This is a genomic window from Flavobacterium sp. SP2 (assembly GCF_057626655.1).
The window spans coordinates 628,151-649,960 of record NZ_JBVHBT010000002.1 but is presented as its reverse complement, the minus strand read 5'-3'; the positions used below and the strand labels follow the sequence as shown (position 1 = coordinate 649,960).

The following is a 21,810-nucleotide window of genomic DNA, read 5'->3' as shown; positions in this document are numbered from 1 at the left end:
CTTGTGGGTTTTTAACAACAATAAAACATGGGTTTTACTACAACTTTTTTACAACAATTAGAGCAAGAAACACTTTCAATCTTGGCTATTTGTAAAGTTTTAAATGCTGATGATTCGTTTATTCAAAAGATAAATGAGCTTGTAAAATCAAATTCTGAAAACGGATTATTATTCAAAGCTGAACATTTTTTTCTTTCCGATTGTATTTCAATTTATAGAAAATTGGGCGAAAAAGAAACCGATAAATCGCAATTTACGTTGGCTTATTATTATGATGTTTTACGCAACAATCATTTTGCGGATGCTAAAAATTTAGGTGAATTTGATAAATTAGTAGCTTCACCAAATTTTAAAAATTTCCTTGAAAAAGTAAAAGTTGAAAACACAATTTCTACTGTAGATTCAAGTGATTTTATCAAAGTTTTATCCGAAAATAGAAACCCAAATTTAGAAAACATACAGCAGCATTTTTATAAATTTCTACAGTTTTCATTTGATAAATCATTTGAAAACAATGCTGTGGTAAATCAGTTTTTTCAATCCAATTCTGATAAAAACCAACTTCCAGAAGACGATTCGCTAGAAAAAGTTCTTAAAGAACTGAACGAACTAATAGGATTGGAAAACGTAAAGAAAGACGTTTCAGAATTGATAAACCTGTTAGAAATCCAAAAGAAACGAACTTCTGAAGGATTAAAAAACACCGAAATTACACTTCATACGGTATTTCTTGGTCCGCCAGGAACTGGAAAAACATCCGTTGCACGATTGTTGAGTAGAATTTTCAAACATTTGGGATTTCTTTCCAAAGGACAATTAATCGAAACCGATAGAGAAGGAATGATTGCCGGATTTGTGGGTCAAACGGCCTTAAAAGTTGACAAAGTGGTTGATGAAAGTCTAGGTGGTGTATTGTTTATTGATGAAGCTTACGCCTTAACTCAAAATTCTTTAGGAAACGATTATGGCGCAGAAGCAGTAAATACGTTAATCAAGCGCATGGAAGACCATCGCGACGATTTAGCTTTGGTTGTTGCTGGTTACACTGAACCTATGAAAATTTTTGTCGAATCCAACCCAGGATTGCGTTCGCGATTCAATAGATTTTTCGAATTCGATCATTTTTCTCCTTCCGAGTTATTGCAGATTTTTGAGTCCGTTGCCCAAAAATCTGATTTTGTAATTACAGATGATGCCAAAGAAAAACTCAACGACACCTTTGTTTTGCTTCATGAAAAGAAAAACGAAAGCTTTGGAAACGCTCGTGTAGTAAGAAATCTGTTTGAAAAGTGTGTTCAGAATCACGCCAACCGAATTATAAAAATCAAGAAGCTCTCTAAAAAAACTTTAAAAACACTTACAGAACAAGACATTCCGGAGCCAAATGAAACTCAAAATCAAGTAGCTTTTGAAATAAAAGAATAAAGTTTTATGAAAATTGGTGCTGCATTAAATTCGTGTTAATTAGTGAAAATTTGTATCGAAAACCCTATTTTTACACCATAAAAAAATCACTTTGAGTTTATATAAAAATCTTTTTAAGCAGACATTAATCTATGGTTTGGCAACGGTTTTGCCACGTATGTTGAGTTTCCTTTTGGTAATGGTGCATACGGACAAACTTGTAAAAGCCGATTATGGAGAAACGACTATTCTTTTGGCTTACATGGTATTCTTCAATGTAATTTTGTCTTATGGAATGGAAACTGCATTTTTCCGTTTTTATAATTCGGAGGAAAATAAAAAAGGTGTCATCCAAACTTCTACGATTTCTATATTTTGGACATCAATAGGGTTTTTATTTCTTTCGCTTTTTTTTAGAAAATTTTTATCAAGCTGGATAAATGTTGATGTAGAATATGTAACCTATGCTATTTGGATTTTAGTTTTAGACGCATTGGTTATTATTCCTTTTTCAAAATTAAGAGCAGAGCAAAGACCAATTGTATATGCTTTTATTAAAATTGGAAATGTCGCAATAAATATGATTTTAAACTTGTTTTTCCTTTTGTATTTACCAGAAATTGCTTCCAATTATCCTGATTCATTTATTGCTACATTATATTTTGAAAATTTTCAAATTGGCTATATTTTTATGGCAAATCTTATTGCAAGTTTGGCAACTTTCGTAGTGCTTTCGCCAAATTATTTTCATCTTAAATGGAAGCTAGATATACAACTTTGGAAAAGGATGATGCTCTATGGATTTCCAATTTTAATCGCCGGAATTGCTTTTGCGGTAAACGAACATTTGGACAAAATAATACTCGAATACCTTTTGCCTAAAAATATTGGTAAATCAGAAGTTGGAGCATATGCAGCTTGTTATAAACTAGGATTATTTATGGTTTTATTTGCAACCGCATTTCGATTAGGAATAGAACCTTTTTTCTTTAGCCATGCAAAAAATGAAAATGCGAAGCAAACCTATGCTACAATAACCAAATTTTTTGTGGTTTTTGGTTCATTAATTCTTTTAACAGTTATTGTTTTTGCTGATTTGTTGAAACTAATAATGATTAAAGACGAATCCTACTGGGAAGCCATGAAGGTTGTTCCGTTAATTATTTTAGCAAACTTCTTTTTAGGAATTTACAATAATCTCTCGGTTTGGTATAAGTTAACAGATAAAACAAAAATTGGCGCCTACATTTCAATTGTTGGTGCGATTTTCACTTTGTTGTTAAACTATCTCCTGATTCCAAAATACAGTTATATGGGTTCGGCAATCGGTACAATTGTAGCCTATGGAAGCATGATGATAATATCGTATGTCCTTGGTAATAAATATTATCCAATTCCTTATGACATGAAAAAGATAAGTGGATATTTAGGAATTTCAATTCTGTTTTCCATTCTATCATTCTATTTCTTCAGAGAAAATTATTTTGTTGGAATTACATTAATAGTGATATTTACCTATTTCATCTATTATAACGAAAAAGAAACATTACTTAAAATCATAAAAAGAAAAGCAAAATAATGACCATAAAAATCATCAATAAATCAAACCACGATTTACCAAATTATGAAACCATTGCTTCGGCAGGAATGGATTTGCGCGCCAATATATCTGAACCAATTACTTTAAAATCATTAGAAAGAACTATTGTAAAAACAGGACTTTTTATAGAATTACCAATCGGTTACGAAGCACAAGTACGTCCAAGAAGCGGATTGGCTGCTAAAAAAGGTGTTACAGTCTTAAATGCTCCAGGAACAGTCGATGCCGATTATCGTGGTGAAATTGGAGTAATTTTAGTAAATTTATCGAATGAAGATTTTGTGATTGAAAATGGCGAACGCATTGCTCAATTGATTATTGCCAAACACGAACGCGCCGAATGGATTGAAGTTCAAGAATTATCCGAAACTTCGAGAGGTGAAGGCGGTTTTGGTAGTACTGGAGTGAAGTAGAGGAAACACTTCAATGTTCACAATTCATTGTTGAATATTCTCAGTTCAAAAAAATATTGAATATTCAGTGATGAATTACGAATGGCGAAGTTTCAAAAAAAATATAAACCGCAAATAATTTATACAAGCCATGAAAAAATTTGATTTACACGAAAGACTAATTGATTTTGCAGTAGAAATCATTACTATTACCGACAATTTAAAAGCTACAAAAGCAGGAAATCATTTATCAGGACAAATTGTAAGATCAGGTACATCGCCGTCTCTAAATTATAGTGAAGCTCAAAGCGCTGAATCAAGAAATGATTTTATTCATAAAATGTCTGTCGTATTAAAAGAATTAAGAGAGACACATTCTTGTTTAAAAATAATTCATAGAGCAAAATTATATTTAAAAAATGAACAAGATCTAGTACTAGCGGTAAATGAAAATGATGAATTAATATCGATTTTTGTAAAAAGTATTGAAACTTCAAGGAATAGAAATAAGTAGTCAAATAATTCAAAATTCAAAATTCGTTAATGAATATTCCAAGTTCAAAAATGTTGAATATTCAATGATGAATAACGAATGTTGAAGTTAAAAATAAATATAAAACAATGAAAATAATAGTACCAATGGCAGGTCGTGGTTCAAGATTGCGTCCGCACACATTAACAATTCCGAAACCATTAATTCCAGTTGCAGGAAAACCAATTGTACACCGATTGGTAGAAGATATTGCCGGAGTCTTAAATCAACCAATTGAAGAAGTAGCGTTCATCATACACGAAAGTTTTGGTAAAAAAGTAGAGGAAGATTTAATTGCAATTGCACAAAAATTAGGCGCTAAAGGAACAATATATTATCAAAATGAAGCGTTAGGTACAGGACATGCTATTATGTGTGCCAAAGATTCCTTAAGTGGTTCGGCGGTTATTGCTTATGCTGATACTCTAATTCGTGCCGATTTTGATTTAGATACCACAGCCGATAGCGTTATTTGGGTAAAACAAGTAGACCAACCCGAAGCTTTTGGCGTTGTGAATTTAAACGAAAACGGTGAGATTATCGAATTGGTGGAAAAACCAAAAGAATTTGTTTCTGATTTGGCTGTTATCGGAATTTACTATTTCAAAGATATTGCCGTTCTTAAAAATGAACTGCAATCGGTTTTAGACAACAACATTATTCATGGTGGCGAATACCAAATTAATGATGGAATCAAACAAATGATGGCAAAAGGCATGAAATTTGTACCAGGAAAAGTGGATGAATGGATGGATTGCGGAAATAAAGATGTTACTGTAGAAACCAACTCAAGAATGTTAGGGTTTTTGCATCAGGATGGCGAAAATTTAGTTTCAGCTGATGTAAAATTAGAAAATGCAACTATCATTCCACCTTGTTACATTGGTGAAGATGTGGTTGTGATAAACGCTACGGTTGGTCCAAATGTTTCGTTGGGTAAAGGTTGTCACGTAATTGACAGTACAATTAAAAATAGTTTGATTCAAACACATGCACATATTAAAAATGCCAATTTGGACAATGCCATGATCGGAAATCATGCGAGTTTCGATGGTAATTTTACAAGTGTAAGTATTGGCGATTATTCCGTTTTAGAATAAATAATTGATGAAAAAAATAGTTTTATACAGTTTTCTTTTTGGAATGTTTTTCGTTCCAAAGGTACTTTTGGCTCAAACCGAACCAGAAGAAATTGCAGCGGTTTCCGACGAATTCGAAAATTATTACTACGAATCTTTGAAGCAAAAAGGAATTGAAAACTACGATAAAGCCATTGATGCATTAGAAAAATGCCAAAATATTCAACCTAAAAATGCGGTCGTTTATTTTGAATTGGGAAAAAATTATTTGGCTCAGAAGAAATACAAAGATGCCTATGATAATTTTGAAAAAGCAACCCAAATTGATCCTAAAAACAAGTGGTTTTGGGTTGGAATGTACGATGTGTGCTATGACACTAGAGATTTCAATCAAGCCATAATTGTTGTCGAAAAGCTTATAGAATTCAAAGAAGAGTACAAAGAAGATTTAACTTCACTTTACATGAGTACGCAGCAATTTGACAAAGCACTTGCATTAATAAATGAGCTCAATGATAAATTTGGCAAATCCGAAAAACGTGAAAATTATAAACTTCAAATTCTACAAGATTCGAAATATGCTGGTTCAGAAAAGCAAAATTTATTAGATCAAATTAAAAAGAATCCTAAAGACGAAGCCAATTATATTTCACTAATATATTTGTACTCCAAAAGCAATCAAGAAGAAAAAGCTAACGAAGTTGCACGTCAATTAGAAAAAGAAATTCCAACTTCCGATTGGGCGCAAGTAAGCTTGTTTAAATTTCACATCAACAATAATGATGGTGAAAAAGCAGTTGTAGCAATGAACAAAGTATTGGCAAGCGATAAAATTGACAGGAAAATTAAGCACCGAATGTTTAATGAATTTCTAATTTATACACAAACCAACCCACAGTTTGACGCCGATTTAGAAAAAGCTATTGCTTATTTTGACAACGATAAAGAGGTTCAAGTTGCTAAAGAAATTGGAAAGTTTTACCAGGCTAAAAAAGAGAATCTAAAAGCAATTAAGTTTTATGAAAATCATTTGAAAAATCAAAATGATGACATGGAAACCATTTTACTTTTGCTTCAAGCCTACACGGATGGGTTAGAATTTGATAAATTGGCCAAAGTTGCCGAAAGTAAAATGGAGCTATTTCCAACACAACCCGAATTGTATTATTATGCTGGTTTAGCACAAAATCAGTTAACCAATTATAAAAAAGCTAAAGACGTTTTAGAATCAGGATTAGATTTAGTTTTGGAAAACGTAACTTTGGAAATTAATTTCAACATTCAGTTAGGCGAAGCTTACAACGGACTTGGCGATATGAAAAAGAAAGAAAGCTATTTTAGTAAAGCCAACGAATTAATAAAAAAGAATAAAAAGTAATGAAGAAATATATAGGTCTAGCATTCGTTTTTTTAATAATTTCCTGTAAATCCAAAGCGTTATTAGCTGAAGGAAGCGCAAATGGATTGCTACCTGCGAGCAAGATTATCGAAAATCACAATAACAATAAGTATGATTTTTCTACATTGTATATTAAATCATCAGCCAAATATAAAGACGATAAACAATCGCTTGGCGTAACGGCAGATATTCGAATTAAGAAAGACGAAAAAATATTGGTAAGTGTTCGATTCCTTGGTTTTACGGCGGCCAAAGCATTAATAACTCCAACATCAGTTCAATACTACGAGAAAGGCAGCAATACCTATTTTGAAGGCGATTATGCTGGAATTAGTCAGTGGTTGGGAACCGATTTAGATTTTAATAAAATCCAAAATATGTTTCTTGGAAAAGCATTAGATGATCTATCCAAAGGAAAATATTTGGTTTCTATTGCAGAAAAACTATATAAGTTAGAAGACAATTCCGACGGCAAAACCTTCAAATCATTTTATTTCGAAAGCGATAATTTTTTGGTAAAAAAACAACAAATAGCGCAGCCATCACAAGATCGTTCTTTAGAAGTTTTATTTCCAGATTTTAAGAAATATGAAACGATGATTTTGCCAACCAATATGCAAATTGATGCCAATCAAAAAGGCAAAAAAACCGAAATTGATATCGAATATAAATCAGTATCCTTTAATGAAGAGCTATCTTTTCCTTATGAAGTTCCTGACGGTTATGAACGAATTTATATTAAAAAATAAAATACCAAAACGCATTAAGATTTTCATTATACCCTAATTTTAATTGCTATAACTCAACAACAATGCAAAAACTGATTTACACTTTCCTGTTTTTATTAATTTCAACTTTCAGTTGGAGTCAGCTTACGCAAGAACAATTAGAGCAACGAAAAGCCAAACTTCAAGAAGAAATTCGCGAGAAAGAAATGATGTTGCAAGACGTTAGGAAGAAAGAAAAATCAGCAGTAAAATTATTGCAAATTCAAAAAGAAAAAATTGGATTAAAAGAGAAATTAATCAATACTACCGTTAAACAAACCAAGTTGTTAAGCAATGATATGTACATCAATCAGGTTCAAATTAACAAGCTTAAAAAAGAATTGGTCGAGCTAAAAGAAGACTACGCCGAGATGATTATAAAATCATACAAAAGCCGATCAGAGCAAAGCCGATTGATGTTTTTGTTATCATCAGAAAATTTCCTTCAAGCCTACAAGCGCATGCAGTATATGAAACAATATACGAATTATAGAAAAATGCAAGGCGAGGAAATTAAATCTAAAACAGACAAACTAACCGATTATAACGCAAAACTTAGCGGACAAAAAACCGAGAAAGAAAAATTGCTTGCCGAACAAGAAAAGCAACGTCAAGATTTAGAAAAAGAAAAAGCCGATCAAGAAAAAATTGCCAATTCTTTAAAGAAAAGCAAGAACCAAATCGCTGCAGAAATCAAGAAAAAGCAACAAGAGTCTAAAAAAATAGATGCTCAAATAAAGAAATTAATTAGAGACGCCATTGCCGAAGCCAACAGAAAAGCAGCAGCAGCTAACGCCAAAGCTAATCCTAAAACCACAACTGCGGCCGAAACTAAAGCTATTGAAAATTCAACCAAAATAGTACTTACACCAGAAGGACAATTAATATCCAATAATTTCAAAGCCAACAAAGGTCGCTTGCCTTGGCCAGTTGAAAAAGGTGCAATTACGCTAGGTTATGGCGATCAGCCGCATCCAGTGTACAAATCGTTGGTAATTCACAACAGTGGTATCGAAATCACAACCGATAGCGGCGCCAATGCAAGAGCTGTTTTTGGAGGAGAAGTAACCAAAGTAGTAGCCATTTCACCATTAAACAAAGCTGTATTTATTCAGCATGGTGATTATTTCACGGTGTATCAAAACTTAAGTAGCGTTTCCGTAAGTGCTGGCGACAAAGTCACAACTAAGCAAAGTTTAGGAAAAATACGAACCAATGCCGAAGGGAAAACAATTTTGAAATTCATCATTTCCCAAAACACAACGTACAACAATCCAGCAACTTGGATTAGCAGATAACAAAAAAGAGAACTAAATTTTAGTTCTCTTTTTTTATAATTTTAGTATTCAAAAGTTTATACAAATAACGCTTTCAACTCGGTAGCATCATGCGGATTCATTTTTCCGGCAAGAACCAAGCTCAGTTGTTTTCTTCTCAAAGCCGCATCGTAACGTGATTTTTCTTCTTCAGTTTCAGGAATCAGTTGCGGTACTTCTACAGGACTTCCAGTTTCATTTACGGCAACAAACGTGTAAATTGCCTCATTTGCCTTAGTTCTAATTCCAGATTCTCGGTCTTCCAACCACACATCAATATAAATTTCCATCGATGTTTTAAACGCTCTAGAAACCTTCGCCTCAACCGTAACAACGCTTCCCAACGGAATCGATTTGTTAAAAGCTACGTGATTTACACTAGCCGTAACCGTAATTCTTCTCGAATGACGTCTGGCAGCAATACTGGCGGCGCGGTCCATTCTTGCTAACAACTCGCCACCAAAAAGGTTGTTCAATGGGTTGGTTTCACTCGGTAAAACTAAATCGGTTAATATCGTTAAAGATTCAGAAGCTTTCTTAGGAGTCATAAGTTTTTTTTTGCAAAGATACTTATTTGTTTTTTTAAGAAGCAACTTCCAGCTATCCATTACAAGTTTTTAAACCAAATTGCTGTTTTTCTAAGCTCTAAATGTGCTTCCGTTGGTCGCAATTTACAGCCAAGAAAAAGTTAGCATTTGTTTTAAAAAGCTTTCCATTGCTATCTGGGCTAGGCAATAGTGAAAATTCATATTCTGATTTAAAACCAAAAAAAATCCCGAAAAAATCGGGACAATTTTTATAATTCTTCAATCAATAGCCAAGCTTCAGGATTGTGCGTTTGCTTAATTTTATCCATTACTTTTTGTGCCTCGGCATAACTAGAAAAACTTCCGTAAAGAACAGGAAAATATCCCTTTTTGTTAGCGCCAATGCGTCTGGCTTCATAACCCAATTTCAATAGCGAATTGTATTCTCTAGTCGCATTTTGTTCTTTACTAAAAACACCAGCAACTATATGATACGGTAATTTATCACTTTTTACAGTTAGGGTAACACTTGGAATAGGATTGGAAATGAAAAAAGTAGCTTCTTGAATTTTCTGGTTTACTTTTTTCTGAACATTGGTTTGAACTAGCAAGGTATCTTGAGCAACTTTAGTCTCGTAATAGTTAAAACCTAAAGTTCCTAAAACACCAAGTCCTAAAACAAAAACAGCAGCATATTTTAGATAATTGTAGCTTCTTCTTTCAGGATTTAGAACAATTGCTTCTTCATTTACTGTAGCAACATCGTTCTGTTTTAACGCAAGTTCTTTTAAAACTTCTCTTTTAATTGTTGGCGAAACATAACTTGATAACCCAAAAGAATCAGTTAAATAATTCACCTGGTTGTAAGGAACGAAAACCAAATTTTTGTCTGCATTCAATACAATTTCACCAATATTTTTTAACACAAGACCTTCAAAATCTTGCAACTTGTTTTTCCAAATAACAACTTGTTTTTCAATAGCAGTAACCGCAACCTCGTACGACATTTTCTCGCATTGTGCAATATGGCTTGCAAGTAAACCATCGTTATTTTTTAAATACGCATTAAAACTAACCACTTTTTTTGGTGGATAAAACGAATGCGAACCTTCGTGAATATGTGCCGATTGGATTTCGGTTAAAAAAGCACCAAATCCCGGAACAGTCACACATTGGTAACGGTATAATAATTGCGAAATATATTGTTCAATCTTCATAACAACAAATTTAATTATTTTAGGTCAAACGCAAAATTTTATCAACAAACTTTGTTAACAATTTCAAATAATTTTCTTTAATTTGAAATTCAATTATTTACCATGCACGAACAAGAAATTATAAGCCTATTAGCCTTACTAAAAATAGATGGAGTTGGAGATATCGTAGCCAAAAAACTACTCAACCACTGCGGAAGCGCCGAAGAAATCTTCAAAACCAAGTCCAATATTCTAGCATCAATTGATGGTGTGGGACAAGTTTTAATAAAAAATTTAAAAAATAAAAAGGTTTTTCAAGAAGCCGAATCCGAATACCAATTCATTCAGAAAAATAACATCAATACTCTTTTCTTCAAAGACGAACACTATCCAGATAAATTAAAACATTGCATAGACGGACCAATTTTATTATTTACATCGGGCAACATCAATTTGAACAATCAAAAAATCATCAGTATTGTCGGAACAAGAGAAATCACGTCTTACGGAACCGAATTCTGTAAAAAATTGATTGAAGATTTAGCACCTTTAAATCCAATAATTGTAAGTGGTTTTGCCTATGGCGTAGATATTGTAGCACACAAAGCCGCAATGGATAATAATTTGCAAACCATCGGAGTTGTAGCACACGGTTTGAATCAGATTTATCCCAAAGTGCATAAAAAGTACGTTGCCAAAATGGAAGAAAACGGTGGTTTCATGTCCGAATTTTGGAGTACTTCCAATCCTGAAAAAGAAAATTTTGTAAAAAGAAATCGAATTGTTGCAGGAATGAGTCAAGCTACAATTGTCATAGAAAGTGCCGAAAAAGGAGGTTCGTTAATAACTGCAAATCTTGCCAACGATTACAACCGCGATGTATTTGCAGTTCCAGGAAGAACATCAGATAAATTGAGTCAAGGTTGCAATAACTTGATAAAAACACAACGCGCTAATTTACTAACATCTGCTGCCGATATTATGTATATCTTGAATTGGGAGATTGCTTCGCAAGCTCGCAATGACAAACCAATTCAAAAACAACTTTTTGTCACACTTGAAAACGACGAGCAAAAAATTTACGATTACCTCCAAAAAAACGGAAAGCAACTACTAGATGTAATTGCTCTCGAATGTGATTTTCCGGTTTTTAAAATTTCTTCAACCTTATTGAATATGGAGTTGAAAGGTGTGATTCGTCCGCTGCCAGGAAAACTATTTGAAGTTATTTAGATTACTTCAACCCCAAATTCCCATCAAAATTATTAAAGTCATCCTTATATTTAGGTTTCACTTTTAGCAATTCCCAAAACTGACTGCATATGGATTTTAGCTCTAATAAATTCTTGTTTTCTAATGCTTTCTCGCCAAGTTCGGTAAGCTTTCGGGCTTTATCCACATTGGTGTAAGCATCTTCATCCATAAAACGATAATGATAGAAGTAATCTATAAATCGTTCGTCTTGCTTGAGGTAAATATTATCCAACAAATTGTCTAATTCTTTGGTTTTTTTACGAATTAAATATTTGTTATTCGACTGCAAAATTTCGGCTTCATTCTTGATGATTTTTTGATATTCTTCAACTTGTTTCGGGTTGGCGCGTTCCAAGTAACTTTCAAAAACTTCTTTAGTATGCGTATATTCGCTCAGTTCATTCAAGACGTGCTTGTGTCGAACCAAGTCGTCGTATTCCTGAATGGTGATGCGTTTCATCTCATCAATTTGGTATTTTTTATCGGTCGATTTATCGTTTTCTATCTCTAATGATTCATTGTAAAGCACCGCCAAATGGTCGTGAATTCGTTTTAATTTAGAAAGATATTCATAGTTTTCTTCATCTTCTTGCTCTTCAATTTCATAGTTTATTTCGTCTAAAACGTCTTTAATTTCCTCGGTTAGTTTATGTAAAGAAACTGTACGTTCGTGCGGATTAAAAACTTCTTTGATTTCTAAATCCAACGAACTGATGTATACGGTAACACTCAAATCGCGTGATTCCGAAATTTTAAAATTCAGTTCCACATCCATACCTTTTAGTAAATCTTGCTGAAAATCTTTACCGCATATTTCGATATAACCGATGGTTAGATTACTACCAATCATGCTTCCGGCGTTGCCTTCTACAATATTGATGATAAGTTTGTCGTCAGAATTTTTTAAAATATTTTTAGAACACGTTTTGTAAATGGTTTTTTTAAGCGGTAGAATATCGTTTTTCTTGAAAATTCGTTCCATAAAAGTTTTGCCACTTTCTTCGTCGACTTCCAAACAAATATCGTTGGGTAACGGTTGTCCTGAAATGTTATAAAGTCCGTTGGTGATTTGAATAGAAGAATTCTGAAAGATTTGTTTTTGTTGGTTGTCGTATACAAACAATGAAAAAATATTGGTTGCTTTTTCTAATAACGGAACAAACTCAGCAATTTTCTGATTCACTTTTAAAATTCCGGTGTCAAATCCGCCATCGCCACGCGTAATTCTGTAAAATCCGTCAAAATTTGGAGGTAAAACACCCACAATTAATTCTTCTTTATCTTTAGAACTTGGTTCGTAAATAAGTTCAACATTCAAAGCATCTATTTGAGAAATTGTTTCGTGTGTAGTTTCTGTTTCTACCAATTCAGATGGTTTTGAACCTGCGTAAAACGACGCACCAAGAACCACAGCAGTTGTTGGATCAATGGTAGCATCAACAATTATCTGACTTCTAGTTTGTAATTCCTGACGGATAAAAGGAATATAAGTTGTACCACCAACAAGAATAATACGCTCAATATCAGAAAAACGCAAACCATTTTCTTTAATCAGTTTTTCAGTCAGTTGATACGATTCTTCAAATTTTGGTTGTACAATTTGTTCAAATTCTGATTTAGAAATTTCGATATCCAATGAAATGTCCAAGTCGTCAACTTCAATTTCTATACTGGTTTTATCTTTTAACGAAAGTTCTTTTTTGGCTTCTTCGGCTTTAAAAAGTAATTCGAAATATAGTTTTTTATAGGTAGCATCTTCACCAGAAATCATGGTGTTCCAAAGATTTTTTTCCTGCGTTTGTGCTTCAATTTTAGGACAAATAATTTTTTCTACGAATAAAGTATCCAAATCAACTCCGCCAAGAAAATTATTTCCTTTATGATCGATAACTTTCAATTCACGCTCGTCAATTTTTACCAATGCAACGTCGAACGTTCCGCCACCAAAATCGTAAACCAACCATTTTTTTTCGGATGAAACATCTAAATTTTGAGAATTCGAATATGCCAAGCACGCCGCAATTGGTTCTTGCAATAAAACCACTTCTTCAAATCCTGCAGCATAACCCGATTTTTTGGTTGCATTGGTTTGGATGGTATCAAACGATGCGGGAATCGTTATTACTGCCGATTTTGGATTTTCGGCTTGTGTAAAATTGATTAATTCTTGTAAAACCATCGACGAAAGTTCTATAGGAGAAATGGTTTTGTCTAAATCTTTTACAAAATACGATTCGTCGGAACCCATTTTTCGTTTGAACGAGGCAAATACATTTTCAGAATTGGATAAAAAATGTTCGCGTGCTTTATCGCCAATTTGGATGCGTCCTTTTCTAAACGATACTACCGACGGAATGGTATCTTTAAAGCCAACCGGATTTTTATAAATGGTTACTTTTCCGTTTTCATATTTTGCAATGGCAGAATTGGTTGTTCCTAAATCAATTCCTATAGATATGTTTTTCATAACAATATTAATAATTATTCAACAATAACCACACCTTTTTGAACTAAGGCATAGCCATTATTCTCGATTTTGTAAATTATTGGTTTTAAAACTTTGGTAATTTTTGTGGCATTTGGAGTAAGCAAATTAGCATCTATAGAAGCATCTCTTTCGTCGTAAATGGTTCCCATTGGATTAATGATTTTATAGCCCAATTCTTCCAACTCGTGCTGAATTCGGTTTAAATTTCGTTCAAAAACATCAATGTTTTGTTCGGTTGCTTTCTTTTCAATTTCAAATAACTGGTTGATAATGGCTTCCATTTTAGGGTAATTGCTAAAGTTGATTTGGTAGCCAATTTACAATTATTTTGTTTTTTTATGGTAATTGATTTAGGATAAAACGTTTTAAATTCTATTTTTGTTTCAACTACAAGTCAATTTTATGAACATCATCGAATTATTTGAAAAGCTTACTATTGATAAAGATAAAACGATTGGTTTATCGAACGATGAAATCATTAGAATTGAGAAGCAGATAAATGTTGAGCGAAAAATAAATCCCGAAGTTGAAGCTACAGTGGCTTCTAACCTAATTGATGCACTGAAAAATTACTCTTTAGAATTTCAGTTTATTGCAAGTCATAGGGTTTTTTATAATTTTTTTGCCAAAACCACATATTCCAGAGATCACTTTTTGAATGAATCAACTGTCGTAGAAAATGATAAAATTCAGGCATTTATAAGTCGTTTTTTAGAAGACGAATTGCGGTTGTTTTTTGACAAAAAATTCATTGAGAATCGATTTGATGATATGAATAATTTACTAGAGTTTCATCGATTTTTACCAGATGATTTTATGTATCATTTGGCAGTAAAAACCAATGATAAAATTCTTCTTACACTGGATACACTTACTAGAAAATTTGATTTTGAAACAGTCAGATACTGCAAACAAAGGAGTTTTTTCGATTTTTTATCCTTCTTTTCATCTTTAGAAATGGATAGAAAAGTGCAATCGTTGTTACAAGTTGCTGCCGAAATTTACAAGACAAATAACAATTCAGAATTTGCCATTTCTTGTATGTTATCAATGGAATATTATGATGCTTTTATTCCAGAATTTAAGGAAATTTTAGTTAGAAATGGAGGAAACATTCGTGCAAATCAATTACAAGCACCTACTATTGTAGAATCGTCTGGATTTTCGTTTAGGGTGGTTTTGGCTATTCTTTTTCCAATTATAGCTTTGTTTGGTTCTTTAAGAAATTGTGGTTCTTCTAGTTCTACTTCATCGCCTTATCCGAGCAATGAAATGTATATTAATGACGGAAATACTACTATAAATAGCGAGCAAGTTATTCGAAATTATACAAATGAATTAAGAATTGCAAAATTTGTAAATTATCTAACAGATTTTGATTCAATAGATACCAAAAGCATTCAGGAAATGAGGTTTGCAACTGGCGAGAATCCGTTTCAGGCCAATTATTTTTTCGGCACTAATTTTAGTAAAAGTGAAGGTGGTGTTCGATTTACCAATACTACATCTTACGACATTATTATTTTAGAAAACTCAATGCCAAGTAGCACTGTTGAACTTCCTAATCATGCCTATTATTTAAGGTCTAAAGACCATATAAATATAGATGTTAAGGAAAATTTCAATAAAAATTATGCCTTTTATTTTGGGAAAAATTTAGCATCGTTTTATGCCAAAAATGACGCCTATGTTAAAAGACGCGATTCTATAAGTGAATATCGATTTTTAAAACAACCTAGTATCGGAAAAGACATTATTAAACACAATTTTAGATTTGAAAATGATGTTGAAATTGTGGAAAAAAACAATAAATTTTCAATCCTTTCAGCGCATTTGTATGAGCAAGGTCCAAACTCATCAATGGAAAATGTGAATCAATTCGATTTTAAATAAGTATTGTAAATATTAAAATTTTATTTTTGTTTCAACTACAACAGAAGTTTATGAACATCATCGAATTATTTGAAAAGCTCACTATTGATAAAAATACCATTAGTAGTTTATCGCAGGAAGAAATTATTAGAATAGAAAAGCAAGTTAATGTTGAGCGAAAAATAAATCCAGATATTGAGGTTAATGTGGCTTCCAACCTTATTAATGCTCTAAAAAATTATCCTAACGAGTTTCAATTTATTGCCAACAATCGGGTTTTGTATAATTTCTTTGCGAAGAAAAGCTATTTTAGAGATAGTTTTCCCAAAGAAAATATTGAGGTAAATTATGAAGCTGTTAGGCATTTTATAGAACTGTATCTTGCAGATGAATTACTGCTTTTTTTCGATAAAAAACTTATTGATAACAGCTTTGAAGAAATGAACGATTATCTGGTGTATAAAAATTATTTTCCAGAAGATGTATTGTACAAGATTGCCAAAAAAGCCGAAGGAAAATTAGATTTTGCCTTGTCGAAATTGTATGCTAAAGAACAGAATTATGCTCCGATACTCTTCATAAAACAAGAAAATTTCTATCATTTTCTTTCTCATTTTAGCACGTTAGAATTGGATGAAAAAGTCAAGTCGTTACTAAACGTAATTGTAGATATTTATAATGTTTCCAAAAGTTCAGACTTTGCCGGAACCACCATGGTTTCAATGTCGAGTTATGCCGCTTTTGACGACGATCTCGAAGAAACATTAGCTAGTAATAAAAGAGTGGTTTTAGATAATAAAGCTGGTAGATACAACCAAGAAGAAAAAAGTAAGTCGGGTTTTTCTTGGAAAACATTTGCCGTGGTACTTTTTATTTTAATTCGAGTGGCGTTTTATACTAACAAATGTTCTTCTGACGATAGAAGCAGTTACGATTATGACAATGTAAATATTGATAATAACACCATCTATGAAGAGCCACCGCAAGTCGGAGAACAAGTTTTAGACCGATATTATGTAGAAGCACAACCCAAGATTGATTCTTTTCAGATGTTTTTGGTAGATTTCAACAAGTATAAATTAAGAAATGTAACGTATAACGATTCGATAAAAACCGGACAAAATCCGTTTGAAACGTTTTACAAACAACAGTTTGTTTCTACTTCAGATAACTTTATGAAATTTGAAAACAAAACCAACTACGATGTAATTTTGATGGAAAATGCCATAGCATTTGATACTATAAATACGGCAAAACAAGCGTATTTCATTAAAGCTAAGCAAACATTTAAACTGGATTTAACTAGCAATTACAACCGATCATTTTATTTTTATGTGGGAAAACGATTGGGTTCATTTCATAACGAAAATGAAAAGTTGTATGTACGATTAGGCTCTATTGTAGAACCAAGATTTACCGAGTTGGCTAAAAACAGTAAAGAGTTACTACGAGAAACTTTTAGATTTACCAACGATGTTCAAATTATAGAAAAAAACGGTGTTATAAGTATCAACTCCGATAGCAAATCGGAAAATGAGAAATCGTTTAAGGAAATTGCTAAAGAGCAAGAGGTGCTTATTGAAGAGCTAAAAAAGCAATAAAAATTCTTGATGTTTTTATAAATGTAAGTCAAAGAAAGGAATGAATAAACAACTCCGCAAAATTTAGATATAAATTGCGGAGTTGTTTGTTTTTTATTTAGGTTTGTAATATCCCTTTTTTCTGTATTCCGCTTTAGCTATTGAATCCAGCCATTTACTTTTAAACTCGTTTAAAGTGGGATAAAAAACTCGTTTTCCTGCACTTCCTTCAGCTCTTCGTCCGATTGAATTTAATGAATCTGCTTTCATTTTTGCATATGAAATGTCAGATAAGTTATTAATTAAATCATAAGAATGATCACTTAAAATAGGTTCGCTATATCCGCTTTTATCAATTTCAAATAGAGTATTAATTTCAGTAGAATTGTTAAACCCTTTTTTTATACATTGTTGAAAATATCTATACTTAAATTCTTCAACATATTGCCTCTCATCTTCTTGTTTTAAAGAAGAACAAGATGTAATTATAATTTGAACAAATACAATTGTAAATACTGTTTTCATATTAGTTAAATTTAAGTTAGTTCATAAATAAAATTTCCTTTACGCCACCGTTTGCGTTAAAAAAGTGCCCATAATTGCAGGTTTGGTTTTTATATAGCAACATTTTATTTTGCTACATTCAGACCTTGCCACGAAACAGGATATATAACAAATTGTTTTTTATTAATTACTGCTATTATATAGGTTTGAAATATTGAATTTTTATCATACGGTGGATACAACTTGCCCCATTTTTTTATTAGTGCTTTTTTATTATCTATCCTCCATTTTTTTCCATTTTTTCTATTTCTTCAAATGTTAGTGTTTTATAATTTTTCAGCATAAAAATATTTAGAGTATCTGCTTTTTTTTTATTAAAAAAAATTGCTTTACCACAAAGATTGAAAATTATTTCTTTATCATTTATTCTTTTTAATTCAAAATCATAATTACAATTCAAAATCATTAAATTTCGGATAAATTTTTTTTGTTTCAATTTTTTGAGCATTGCAAAAAAAAGAAAAAAGTATAAAGAGAAAATTAATTGCAATGTTCTTCATTTTGATAGATATTTTGAAGATTAAGATTAATTTGTGCTTTTTCTGCTGGCGTAAGATTATTCCATGCTATTGTGTTTTTTAGCCCAAACCACGATAGGGTTTCATAAAAACCTTCATTATGTTCATTATTGTCGTACTCTTTCAGAGCTTGCTTAATAATGTCACGATAATGTTGTGCCATTACCTGGTGTTGAAATCCTGTCGGGCTAGAGCTATTTGATTTATACCTAACAAAATAATCATACAAACCTGGGAAATTGTTTGAGGTTATTTAAAATAAAAAAAACTCCGCAAAGTTTTAGGCTTTGCGGAGTCTGAGGTTGCGACTATCCTACCCACGTGTAAAGTGTATAAAACTTATCCCATCTATTGTTTTCTTTAATATATACTCGTAGTGCACCCCAATCGTTTGATTGATAATAGAAAACTACAATAGTATTCTCACGTAAAAAAACCGGTTTTGTAAAATTGTAGAAATACAAATGCGAATATTTATCTGGAAATTTGGCTATAGTATCACTTGATAAGAATTTATATTGCGGTAGTTTTTGTGCTGACCAATTATGGTTATTCGCACATTCAAATTCATTGCTTATATAAGTAATCTCTTGTTCAGTCAATTTCAATTTTGTATCAGGCTCTATATCATTCCTTCTAATTTTTAAAATTATATTTTTCTTTAATTTTTGTATAATAGTTTCAAATTCATTTTTGGGAATTCTATCGGTATAGACAATGTTTTGATTTTTTTCTTTTGCAAAAATAGTAGAAATAAATTCTTGCTCAATTGATGTTTGTGCTTCAATTGAAAATGACAATAAGGAAATATAAAAAAATATAAGTTTCATATTAATTACAGGTTTTGATTAAATTATCGTAACCTCTCTGAATATACATGTTATAATTTTGCATTTCTGTATATTCATGTTTACCGTTTAAATAACATTGAATTATTTTATTTTTGATAGTATCTAGTTCGTTTTCGGCTAAAGTGATTACTGCAAATGCTTTGTAAAAACTTAATTTACCATCGCTGATATGCATAGTTTTGTAACTAGTTTCATTTATTTTCAATGAGTCTATTATTATATAATCTTGAGAAAATAATAAGTTCGCTAATAATAAAAAAGTAGTTAAAAATATTTTTTTCATAATCTCCGTAATGTAAAATTTATAGTGTTAATCTTGGCCTCTTTTATAGTAAGTCATTTCATCGACTAAGTAAAACATTTTATTATTTTTAAAAATGTAAACTATCTTGTTTTCCATTATATTTATATATTGCTTCATGGATAACTTAGACATTTCATTGCAATTTATAAATTTAGTTTGATTATTTTTTTTGGTAAATTTTATTTTTTTACCCAAAAAAGCGATACTATCACCGTTAACATGAAATGAAATCCTATATTGTTTTTTTTCTTTTTTAATTTTTAACAACGACAGCTCACTTTTACAATTTATATTAAAATAGATACTATCCTTTATTTTAGTGGTATTTTGTGCATATATAACGTTGCTTAGGAAAAGCAGTAACGATATGTATATAGTTTTCATAATTTAAAATTTAGCAAAGGTTACTTTTCCCACCTTGTATTTCCATTCAGTTCCATTACATTAACGATTTTATCAGAAAAATATAAGTCGGAATCCAGTTTTTCAACCTGTACCTCTAAAGATATTTTTTTATTGAATTTCTTTAAATAATCTAAAGTGTATTTCTCAATTTTTTCATATTCTGTTGCAGAAAAATATACAGTTATTATTTTCTTGTCATTTAAGATTATAGTAGCAGACGGATTTCTTAATAATTTTAAATCTTTAATTTTTTTTAAATCTTTAATGATTTTTTCATCCTTTTTTGATCCTGTGAGATTGTAAATGCTGTCTATTTGCTTTTCAAATTTTTTTATTTTTTCATCGGATAGATTTGATAGATTACCGTAGCTAATTAGTTTAAAAAATAGTTCACCTTTTATTGTTTCATTTTCTTGTTTGTCGCAAGAAAACATAAAGACAAACAGCAGGGTTAGTAACATAGATTTTGTTTTCATTAAAAGAAGTTTTTTAAATTAATACTTAGTAAAGCAAGATGAAGGTACGGTTTTAGAACCAGTTCTTTGTGCTGGTTTTCAATATTTAACATAGGACTTACGATGTGTTTTTTCAAACTTACAACTAGCGCTTAGTTTCAATTTACGGGAAACCGTAAAATGAGTAATTTTTTTATTTTTTTAGAATGTATGTTTTATAAAAAAATCCCCAGCAAAAATTTAATTTTTCACTGAGGATTTATTTTAATTGAAACGAATATTGGTACTGTTTTTTTAAAATTAAATTCTAAAAAGTGATTATTCAAATCCTAATTTTATTCTTACTTTTTTCAGCACTTCGTTAGCAACAGCATGGGCTTTTAAAGCGCCTTTTTTTAACAATTCGTCAACTTCGTTTTTATGGTTGATGAAGTAATTGTATTTTTCTCTTTCGGTTTTGAATTTCTCGCAAATTAGTTCAAACAATTCTTGTTTTGCATGACCGTAACCGTAATTTCCGCCAAGATAATTTTGGCGCATTGCAGCAATTTGATCTTCGGTTGCCAAAATTTTATAAATTGCAAAAATCTTACAAGTATCAGGGTTTTTAGGTTCTTCAAGTGGTGTACTGTCACTTTCTATCGTCATTACTTGTTTTCTCAAGGCTTTGTCATCTAGAAAAATATTGATGATATTTCCGGCAGATTTACTCATTTTTCCACCATTTGTTCCCGGTATGTACATGGTTTCTTCATGTACTTTTCCTTCTGGAATTACAAATGTTTCACCCATTAAATGATTGAATCTTGAAGCTACATCACGTGTAATTTCGATGTGTTGCATTTGGTCTTTTCCAACAGGAACATAATTGGCATCATATAATAAGATATCGGCAGCCATCAACATTGGATAGGTAAATAAACCCGCGTTTACGTCTTCTAGTCGATCGGCTTTATCTTTGAAAGAATGTGCTAATGTTAATCGTTGGAATGGAAAAAAGCAACTTAAATACCACGATAATTCGGCTGTTTGTGGCACATCCGATTGTCTATAAAACGTAACAGTATTTGTGTCTAAACCACACGCAAGCCAAGCTGCAGCTGTACTGTACGTATTGTTGCGTAACGTTTCGCCATCTTTTATTTGTGTAATCGAATGCAAATCGGCAATGAAAAGAAACGATTGATTGTTGGGATTTTTAGACATTTCGATAGCCGGAATAATGGCGCCGAGTAAATTTCCTAAATGTGGCGTTCCTGTACTTTGAACGCCTGTAAGTATTTTTGACATGCTACTTTTATATTTAC

At 31.7% G+C, this 21,810-nt stretch carries 23 protein-coding genes; 11 read left to right on the top strand and 12 right to left on the bottom strand.

The features are described 5' to 3' along the window. The first annotated feature begins 27 nt into the window (after positions 1-27). From ACZ098_RS07300 to ACZ098_RS07265, 8 genes are all read left to right on the top strand, one after another. Positions 28-1,425: an AAA family ATPase gene (locus tag ACZ098_RS07300; protein ID WP_487311085.1), complete on the top strand. Its 1,398-nt coding sequence runs from the start codon at positions 28-30 to the stop codon at positions 1,423-1,425. Between the two features lie 91 nt (positions 1,426-1,516). Further along, positions 1,517-2,983 (top strand): lipopolysaccharide biosynthesis protein, encoded by a 1,467-nt coding sequence (locus ACZ098_RS07295; RefSeq protein ID WP_487311084.1) that lies wholly within the window; start codon positions 1,517-1,519, stop codon positions 2,981-2,983. Beyond that, positions 2,983-3,417, top strand: coding sequence for a dUTP diphosphatase (gene dut / locus ACZ098_RS07290; protein WP_487311083.1), 435 nt, complete (start codon positions 2,983-2,985; stop codon positions 3,415-3,417). The genes ACZ098_RS07295 and dut overlap by 1 nt, the downstream gene beginning before the upstream one ends. Before the next feature lie 130 nt (positions 3,418-3,547). Next, the gene (locus ACZ098_RS07285) at positions 3,548-3,910 is read left to right on the top strand and encodes a four helix bundle protein (protein ID WP_487311082.1); all 363 of its coding nucleotides are present in this window, start codon (positions 3,548-3,550) and stop codon (positions 3,908-3,910) included. Between the two features lie 107 nt (positions 3,911-4,017). Beyond that, the gene (locus tag ACZ098_RS07280) at positions 4,018-5,028 is read left to right on the top strand and encodes a sugar nucleotidyltransferase (protein WP_487311081.1); all 1,011 of its coding nucleotides are present in this window, start codon (positions 4,018-4,020) and stop codon (positions 5,026-5,028) included. A 7-nt stretch (positions 5,029-5,035) separates the two neighbouring features. Beyond that, entirely contained in the window at positions 5,036-6,385 is a 1,350-nt protein-coding gene (locus ACZ098_RS07275; RefSeq protein WP_487311080.1) for a tetratricopeptide repeat protein, read from the top strand. After that, on the top strand, positions 6,385-7,155 hold the full coding sequence (lolB1, locus tag ACZ098_RS07270) for a lipoprotein insertase outer membrane protein LolB1 (RefSeq protein WP_487311079.1): 771 nt from the start codon (positions 6,385-6,387) through the stop codon (positions 7,153-7,155). Before ACZ098_RS07275 ends, lolB1 begins: the two co-directional genes overlap by 1 nt. Before the next feature lie 62 nt (positions 7,156-7,217). Beyond that, complete coding sequence (locus tag ACZ098_RS07265) at positions 7,218-8,471, top strand: murein hydrolase activator EnvC family protein (RefSeq protein WP_487311078.1); 1,254 nt, start codon at positions 7,218-7,220, stop codon at positions 8,469-8,471. Between the two features lie 56 nt (positions 8,472-8,527). On the opposite strand, the gene ACZ098_RS07260 is transcribed toward ACZ098_RS07265, so the two are convergent. Both ACZ098_RS07260 and ACZ098_RS07255 read right to left on the bottom strand, forming a co-directional pair. Next, positions 8,528-9,037, bottom strand: coding sequence for an acyl-CoA thioesterase (locus ACZ098_RS07260; RefSeq protein WP_487311077.1), 510 nt, complete (start codon positions 9,035-9,037; stop codon positions 8,528-8,530). 248 nt (positions 9,038-9,285) lie between these two features. Then, positions 9,286-10,233, bottom strand: a complete 948-nt coding sequence (locus ACZ098_RS07255; RefSeq protein WP_487311076.1) for an HU domain-containing protein — start codon at positions 10,231-10,233, stop codon at positions 9,286-9,288. 102 nt (positions 10,234-10,335) lie between these two features. Here ACZ098_RS07255 and dprA point away from each other — a divergent pair, with 102 nt between their 5' ends. Continuing rightward, entirely contained in the window at positions 10,336-11,445 is a 1,110-nt protein-coding gene (dprA, locus tag ACZ098_RS07250) for a DNA-processing protein DprA (RefSeq protein ID WP_487311075.1), read from the top strand. 1 nt (position 11,446) lies between these two features. Here dprA and ACZ098_RS07245 read toward each other — a convergent pair whose 3' ends face one another. Both ACZ098_RS07245 and ACZ098_RS07240 read right to left on the bottom strand, forming a co-directional pair. Then, complete coding sequence (locus ACZ098_RS07245; RefSeq protein ID WP_487311074.1) at positions 11,447-13,933, bottom strand: Hsp70 family protein; 2,487 nt, start codon at positions 13,931-13,933, stop codon at positions 11,447-11,449. Between the two features lie 14 nt (positions 13,934-13,947). Further along, positions 13,948-14,235, bottom strand: coding sequence for a hypothetical protein (locus ACZ098_RS07240; protein WP_487311073.1), 288 nt, complete (start codon positions 14,233-14,235; stop codon positions 13,948-13,950). Positions 14,236-14,356: 121 nt separating this feature from the next. On the opposite strand from ACZ098_RS07240, the gene ACZ098_RS07235 reads away from it, so the two are divergent. Next, a complete protein-coding gene (locus ACZ098_RS07235) occupies positions 14,357-15,847 on the top strand; it encodes a hypothetical protein (RefSeq protein WP_487311072.1) in 1,491 nt (496 codons plus the stop codon). A gap of 50 nt (positions 15,848-15,897) precedes the next feature. After that, positions 15,898-17,427 (top strand): hypothetical protein, encoded by a 1,530-nt coding sequence (locus tag ACZ098_RS07230; protein WP_487311071.1) that lies wholly within the window; start codon positions 15,898-15,900, stop codon positions 17,425-17,427. A gap of 93 nt (positions 17,428-17,520) precedes the next feature. Here the strand turns inward: ACZ098_RS07230 and ACZ098_RS07225 are convergent, their stop codons facing one another. The 8 genes from ACZ098_RS07225 to trpS form a co-directional block, all read right to left on the bottom strand. Next, a complete protein-coding gene (locus ACZ098_RS07225; protein ID WP_487311070.1) occupies positions 17,521-17,931 on the bottom strand; it encodes a hypothetical protein in 411 nt (136 codons plus the stop codon). A gap of 256 nt (positions 17,932-18,187) precedes the next feature. Beyond that, entirely contained in the window at positions 18,188-18,406 is a 219-nt protein-coding gene (locus ACZ098_RS07220; protein ID WP_487311069.1) for a hypothetical protein, read from the bottom strand. Between the two features lie 44 nt (positions 18,407-18,450). Next, the gene (locus ACZ098_RS07215) at positions 18,451-18,651 is read right to left on the bottom strand and encodes a hypothetical protein (RefSeq protein ID WP_487311068.1); all 201 of its coding nucleotides are present in this window, start codon (positions 18,649-18,651) and stop codon (positions 18,451-18,453) included. Between the two features lie 145 nt (positions 18,652-18,796). Beyond that, entirely contained in the window at positions 18,797-19,318 is a 522-nt protein-coding gene (locus ACZ098_RS07210; protein ID WP_487311067.1) for a hypothetical protein, read from the bottom strand. A gap of 1 nt (position 19,319) precedes the next feature. After that, positions 19,320-19,514 carry a hypothetical protein gene (locus ACZ098_RS07205; RefSeq protein ID WP_487311066.1) on the bottom strand — a complete coding sequence of 65 codons (195 nt, stop codon included), beginning with the start codon at positions 19,512-19,514 and terminating at the stop codon, positions 19,320-19,322. 135 nt (positions 19,515-19,649) lie between these two features. Further along, positions 19,650-20,027 carry a hypothetical protein gene (locus tag ACZ098_RS07200; protein ID WP_487311065.1) on the bottom strand — a complete coding sequence of 126 codons (378 nt, stop codon included), beginning with the start codon at positions 20,025-20,027 and terminating at the stop codon, positions 19,650-19,652. Between the two features lie 20 nt (positions 20,028-20,047). Continuing rightward, positions 20,048-20,524, bottom strand: a complete 477-nt coding sequence (locus ACZ098_RS07195; RefSeq protein WP_487311064.1) for a hypothetical protein — start codon at positions 20,522-20,524, stop codon at positions 20,048-20,050. 297 nt (positions 20,525-20,821) lie between these two features. Then, positions 20,822-21,793, bottom strand: coding sequence for a tryptophan--tRNA ligase (gene trpS / locus ACZ098_RS07190; RefSeq protein ID WP_487311063.1), 972 nt, complete (start codon positions 21,791-21,793; stop codon positions 20,822-20,824). Positions 21,794-21,810: the final 17 nt, after the last annotated feature.

Bases quoted from the DNA above. Each gene is read 5' to 3' on its own strand.
- ACZ098_RS07300 (WP_487311085.1), top strand. From the start codon at position 28: ATGGGTTTTACTACAACTTTTTTACAACAATTAGAGCAAGAAACACTT.
- dut (WP_487311083.1), top strand. From the start codon at position 2,983: ATGACCATAAAAATCATCAATAAATCAAACCACGATTTACCAAATTAT.
- ACZ098_RS07285 (WP_487311082.1), top strand. From the start codon at position 3,548: ATGAAAAAATTTGATTTACACGAAAGACTAATTGATTTTGCAGTAGAA.
- ACZ098_RS07280 (WP_487311081.1), top strand. From the start codon at position 4,018: ATGAAAATAATAGTACCAATGGCAGGTCGTGGTTCAAGATTGCGTCCG.
- ACZ098_RS07275 (WP_487311080.1), top strand. From the start codon at position 5,036: ATGAAAAAAATAGTTTTATACAGTTTTCTTTTTGGAATGTTTTTCGTT.
- lolB1 (WP_487311079.1), top strand. From the start codon at position 6,385: ATGAAGAAATATATAGGTCTAGCATTCGTTTTTTTAATAATTTCCTGT.
- ACZ098_RS07265 (WP_487311078.1), top strand. From the start codon at position 7,218: ATGCAAAAACTGATTTACACTTTCCTGTTTTTATTAATTTCAACTTTC.
- ACZ098_RS07260 (WP_487311077.1), bottom strand. From the start codon at position 9,037: ATGACTCCTAAGAAAGCTTCTGAATCTTTAACGATATTAACCGATTTA.
- ACZ098_RS07255 (WP_487311076.1), bottom strand. From the start codon at position 10,233: ATGAAGATTGAACAATATATTTCGCAATTATTATACCGTTACCAATGT.
- dprA (WP_487311075.1), top strand. From the start codon at position 10,336: ATGCACGAACAAGAAATTATAAGCCTATTAGCCTTACTAAAAATAGAT.
- ACZ098_RS07245 (WP_487311074.1), bottom strand. From the start codon at position 13,933: ATGAAAAACATATCTATAGGAATTGATTTAGGAACAACCAATTCTGCC.
- ACZ098_RS07240 (WP_487311073.1), bottom strand. From the start codon at position 14,235: ATGGAAGCCATTATCAACCAGTTATTTGAAATTGAAAAGAAAGCAACC.
- ACZ098_RS07235 (WP_487311072.1), top strand. From the start codon at position 14,357: ATGAACATCATCGAATTATTTGAAAAGCTTACTATTGATAAAGATAAA.
- ACZ098_RS07230 (WP_487311071.1), top strand. From the start codon at position 15,898: ATGAACATCATCGAATTATTTGAAAAGCTCACTATTGATAAAAATACC.
- ACZ098_RS07225 (WP_487311070.1), bottom strand. From the start codon at position 17,931: ATGAAAACAGTATTTACAATTGTATTTGTTCAAATTATAATTACATCT.
- ACZ098_RS07215 (WP_487311068.1), bottom strand. From the start codon at position 18,651: ATGGCACAACATTATCGTGACATTATTAAGCAAGCTCTGAAAGAGTAC.
- ACZ098_RS07210 (WP_487311067.1), bottom strand. From the start codon at position 19,318: ATGAAACTTATATTTTTTTATATTTCCTTATTGTCATTTTCAATTGAA.
- ACZ098_RS07205 (WP_487311066.1), bottom strand. From the start codon at position 19,514: ATGCATATCAGCGATGGTAAATTAAGTTTTTACAAAGCATTTGCAGTA.
- ACZ098_RS07200 (WP_487311065.1), bottom strand. From the start codon at position 20,027: ATGAAAACTATATACATATCGTTACTGCTTTTCCTAAGCAACGTTATA.
- ACZ098_RS07195 (WP_487311064.1), bottom strand. From the start codon at position 20,524: ATGAAAACAAAATCTATGTTACTAACCCTGCTGTTTGTCTTTATGTTT.
- trpS (WP_487311063.1), bottom strand. From the start codon at position 21,793: ATGTCAAAAATACTTACAGGCGTTCAAAGTACAGGAACGCCACATTTA.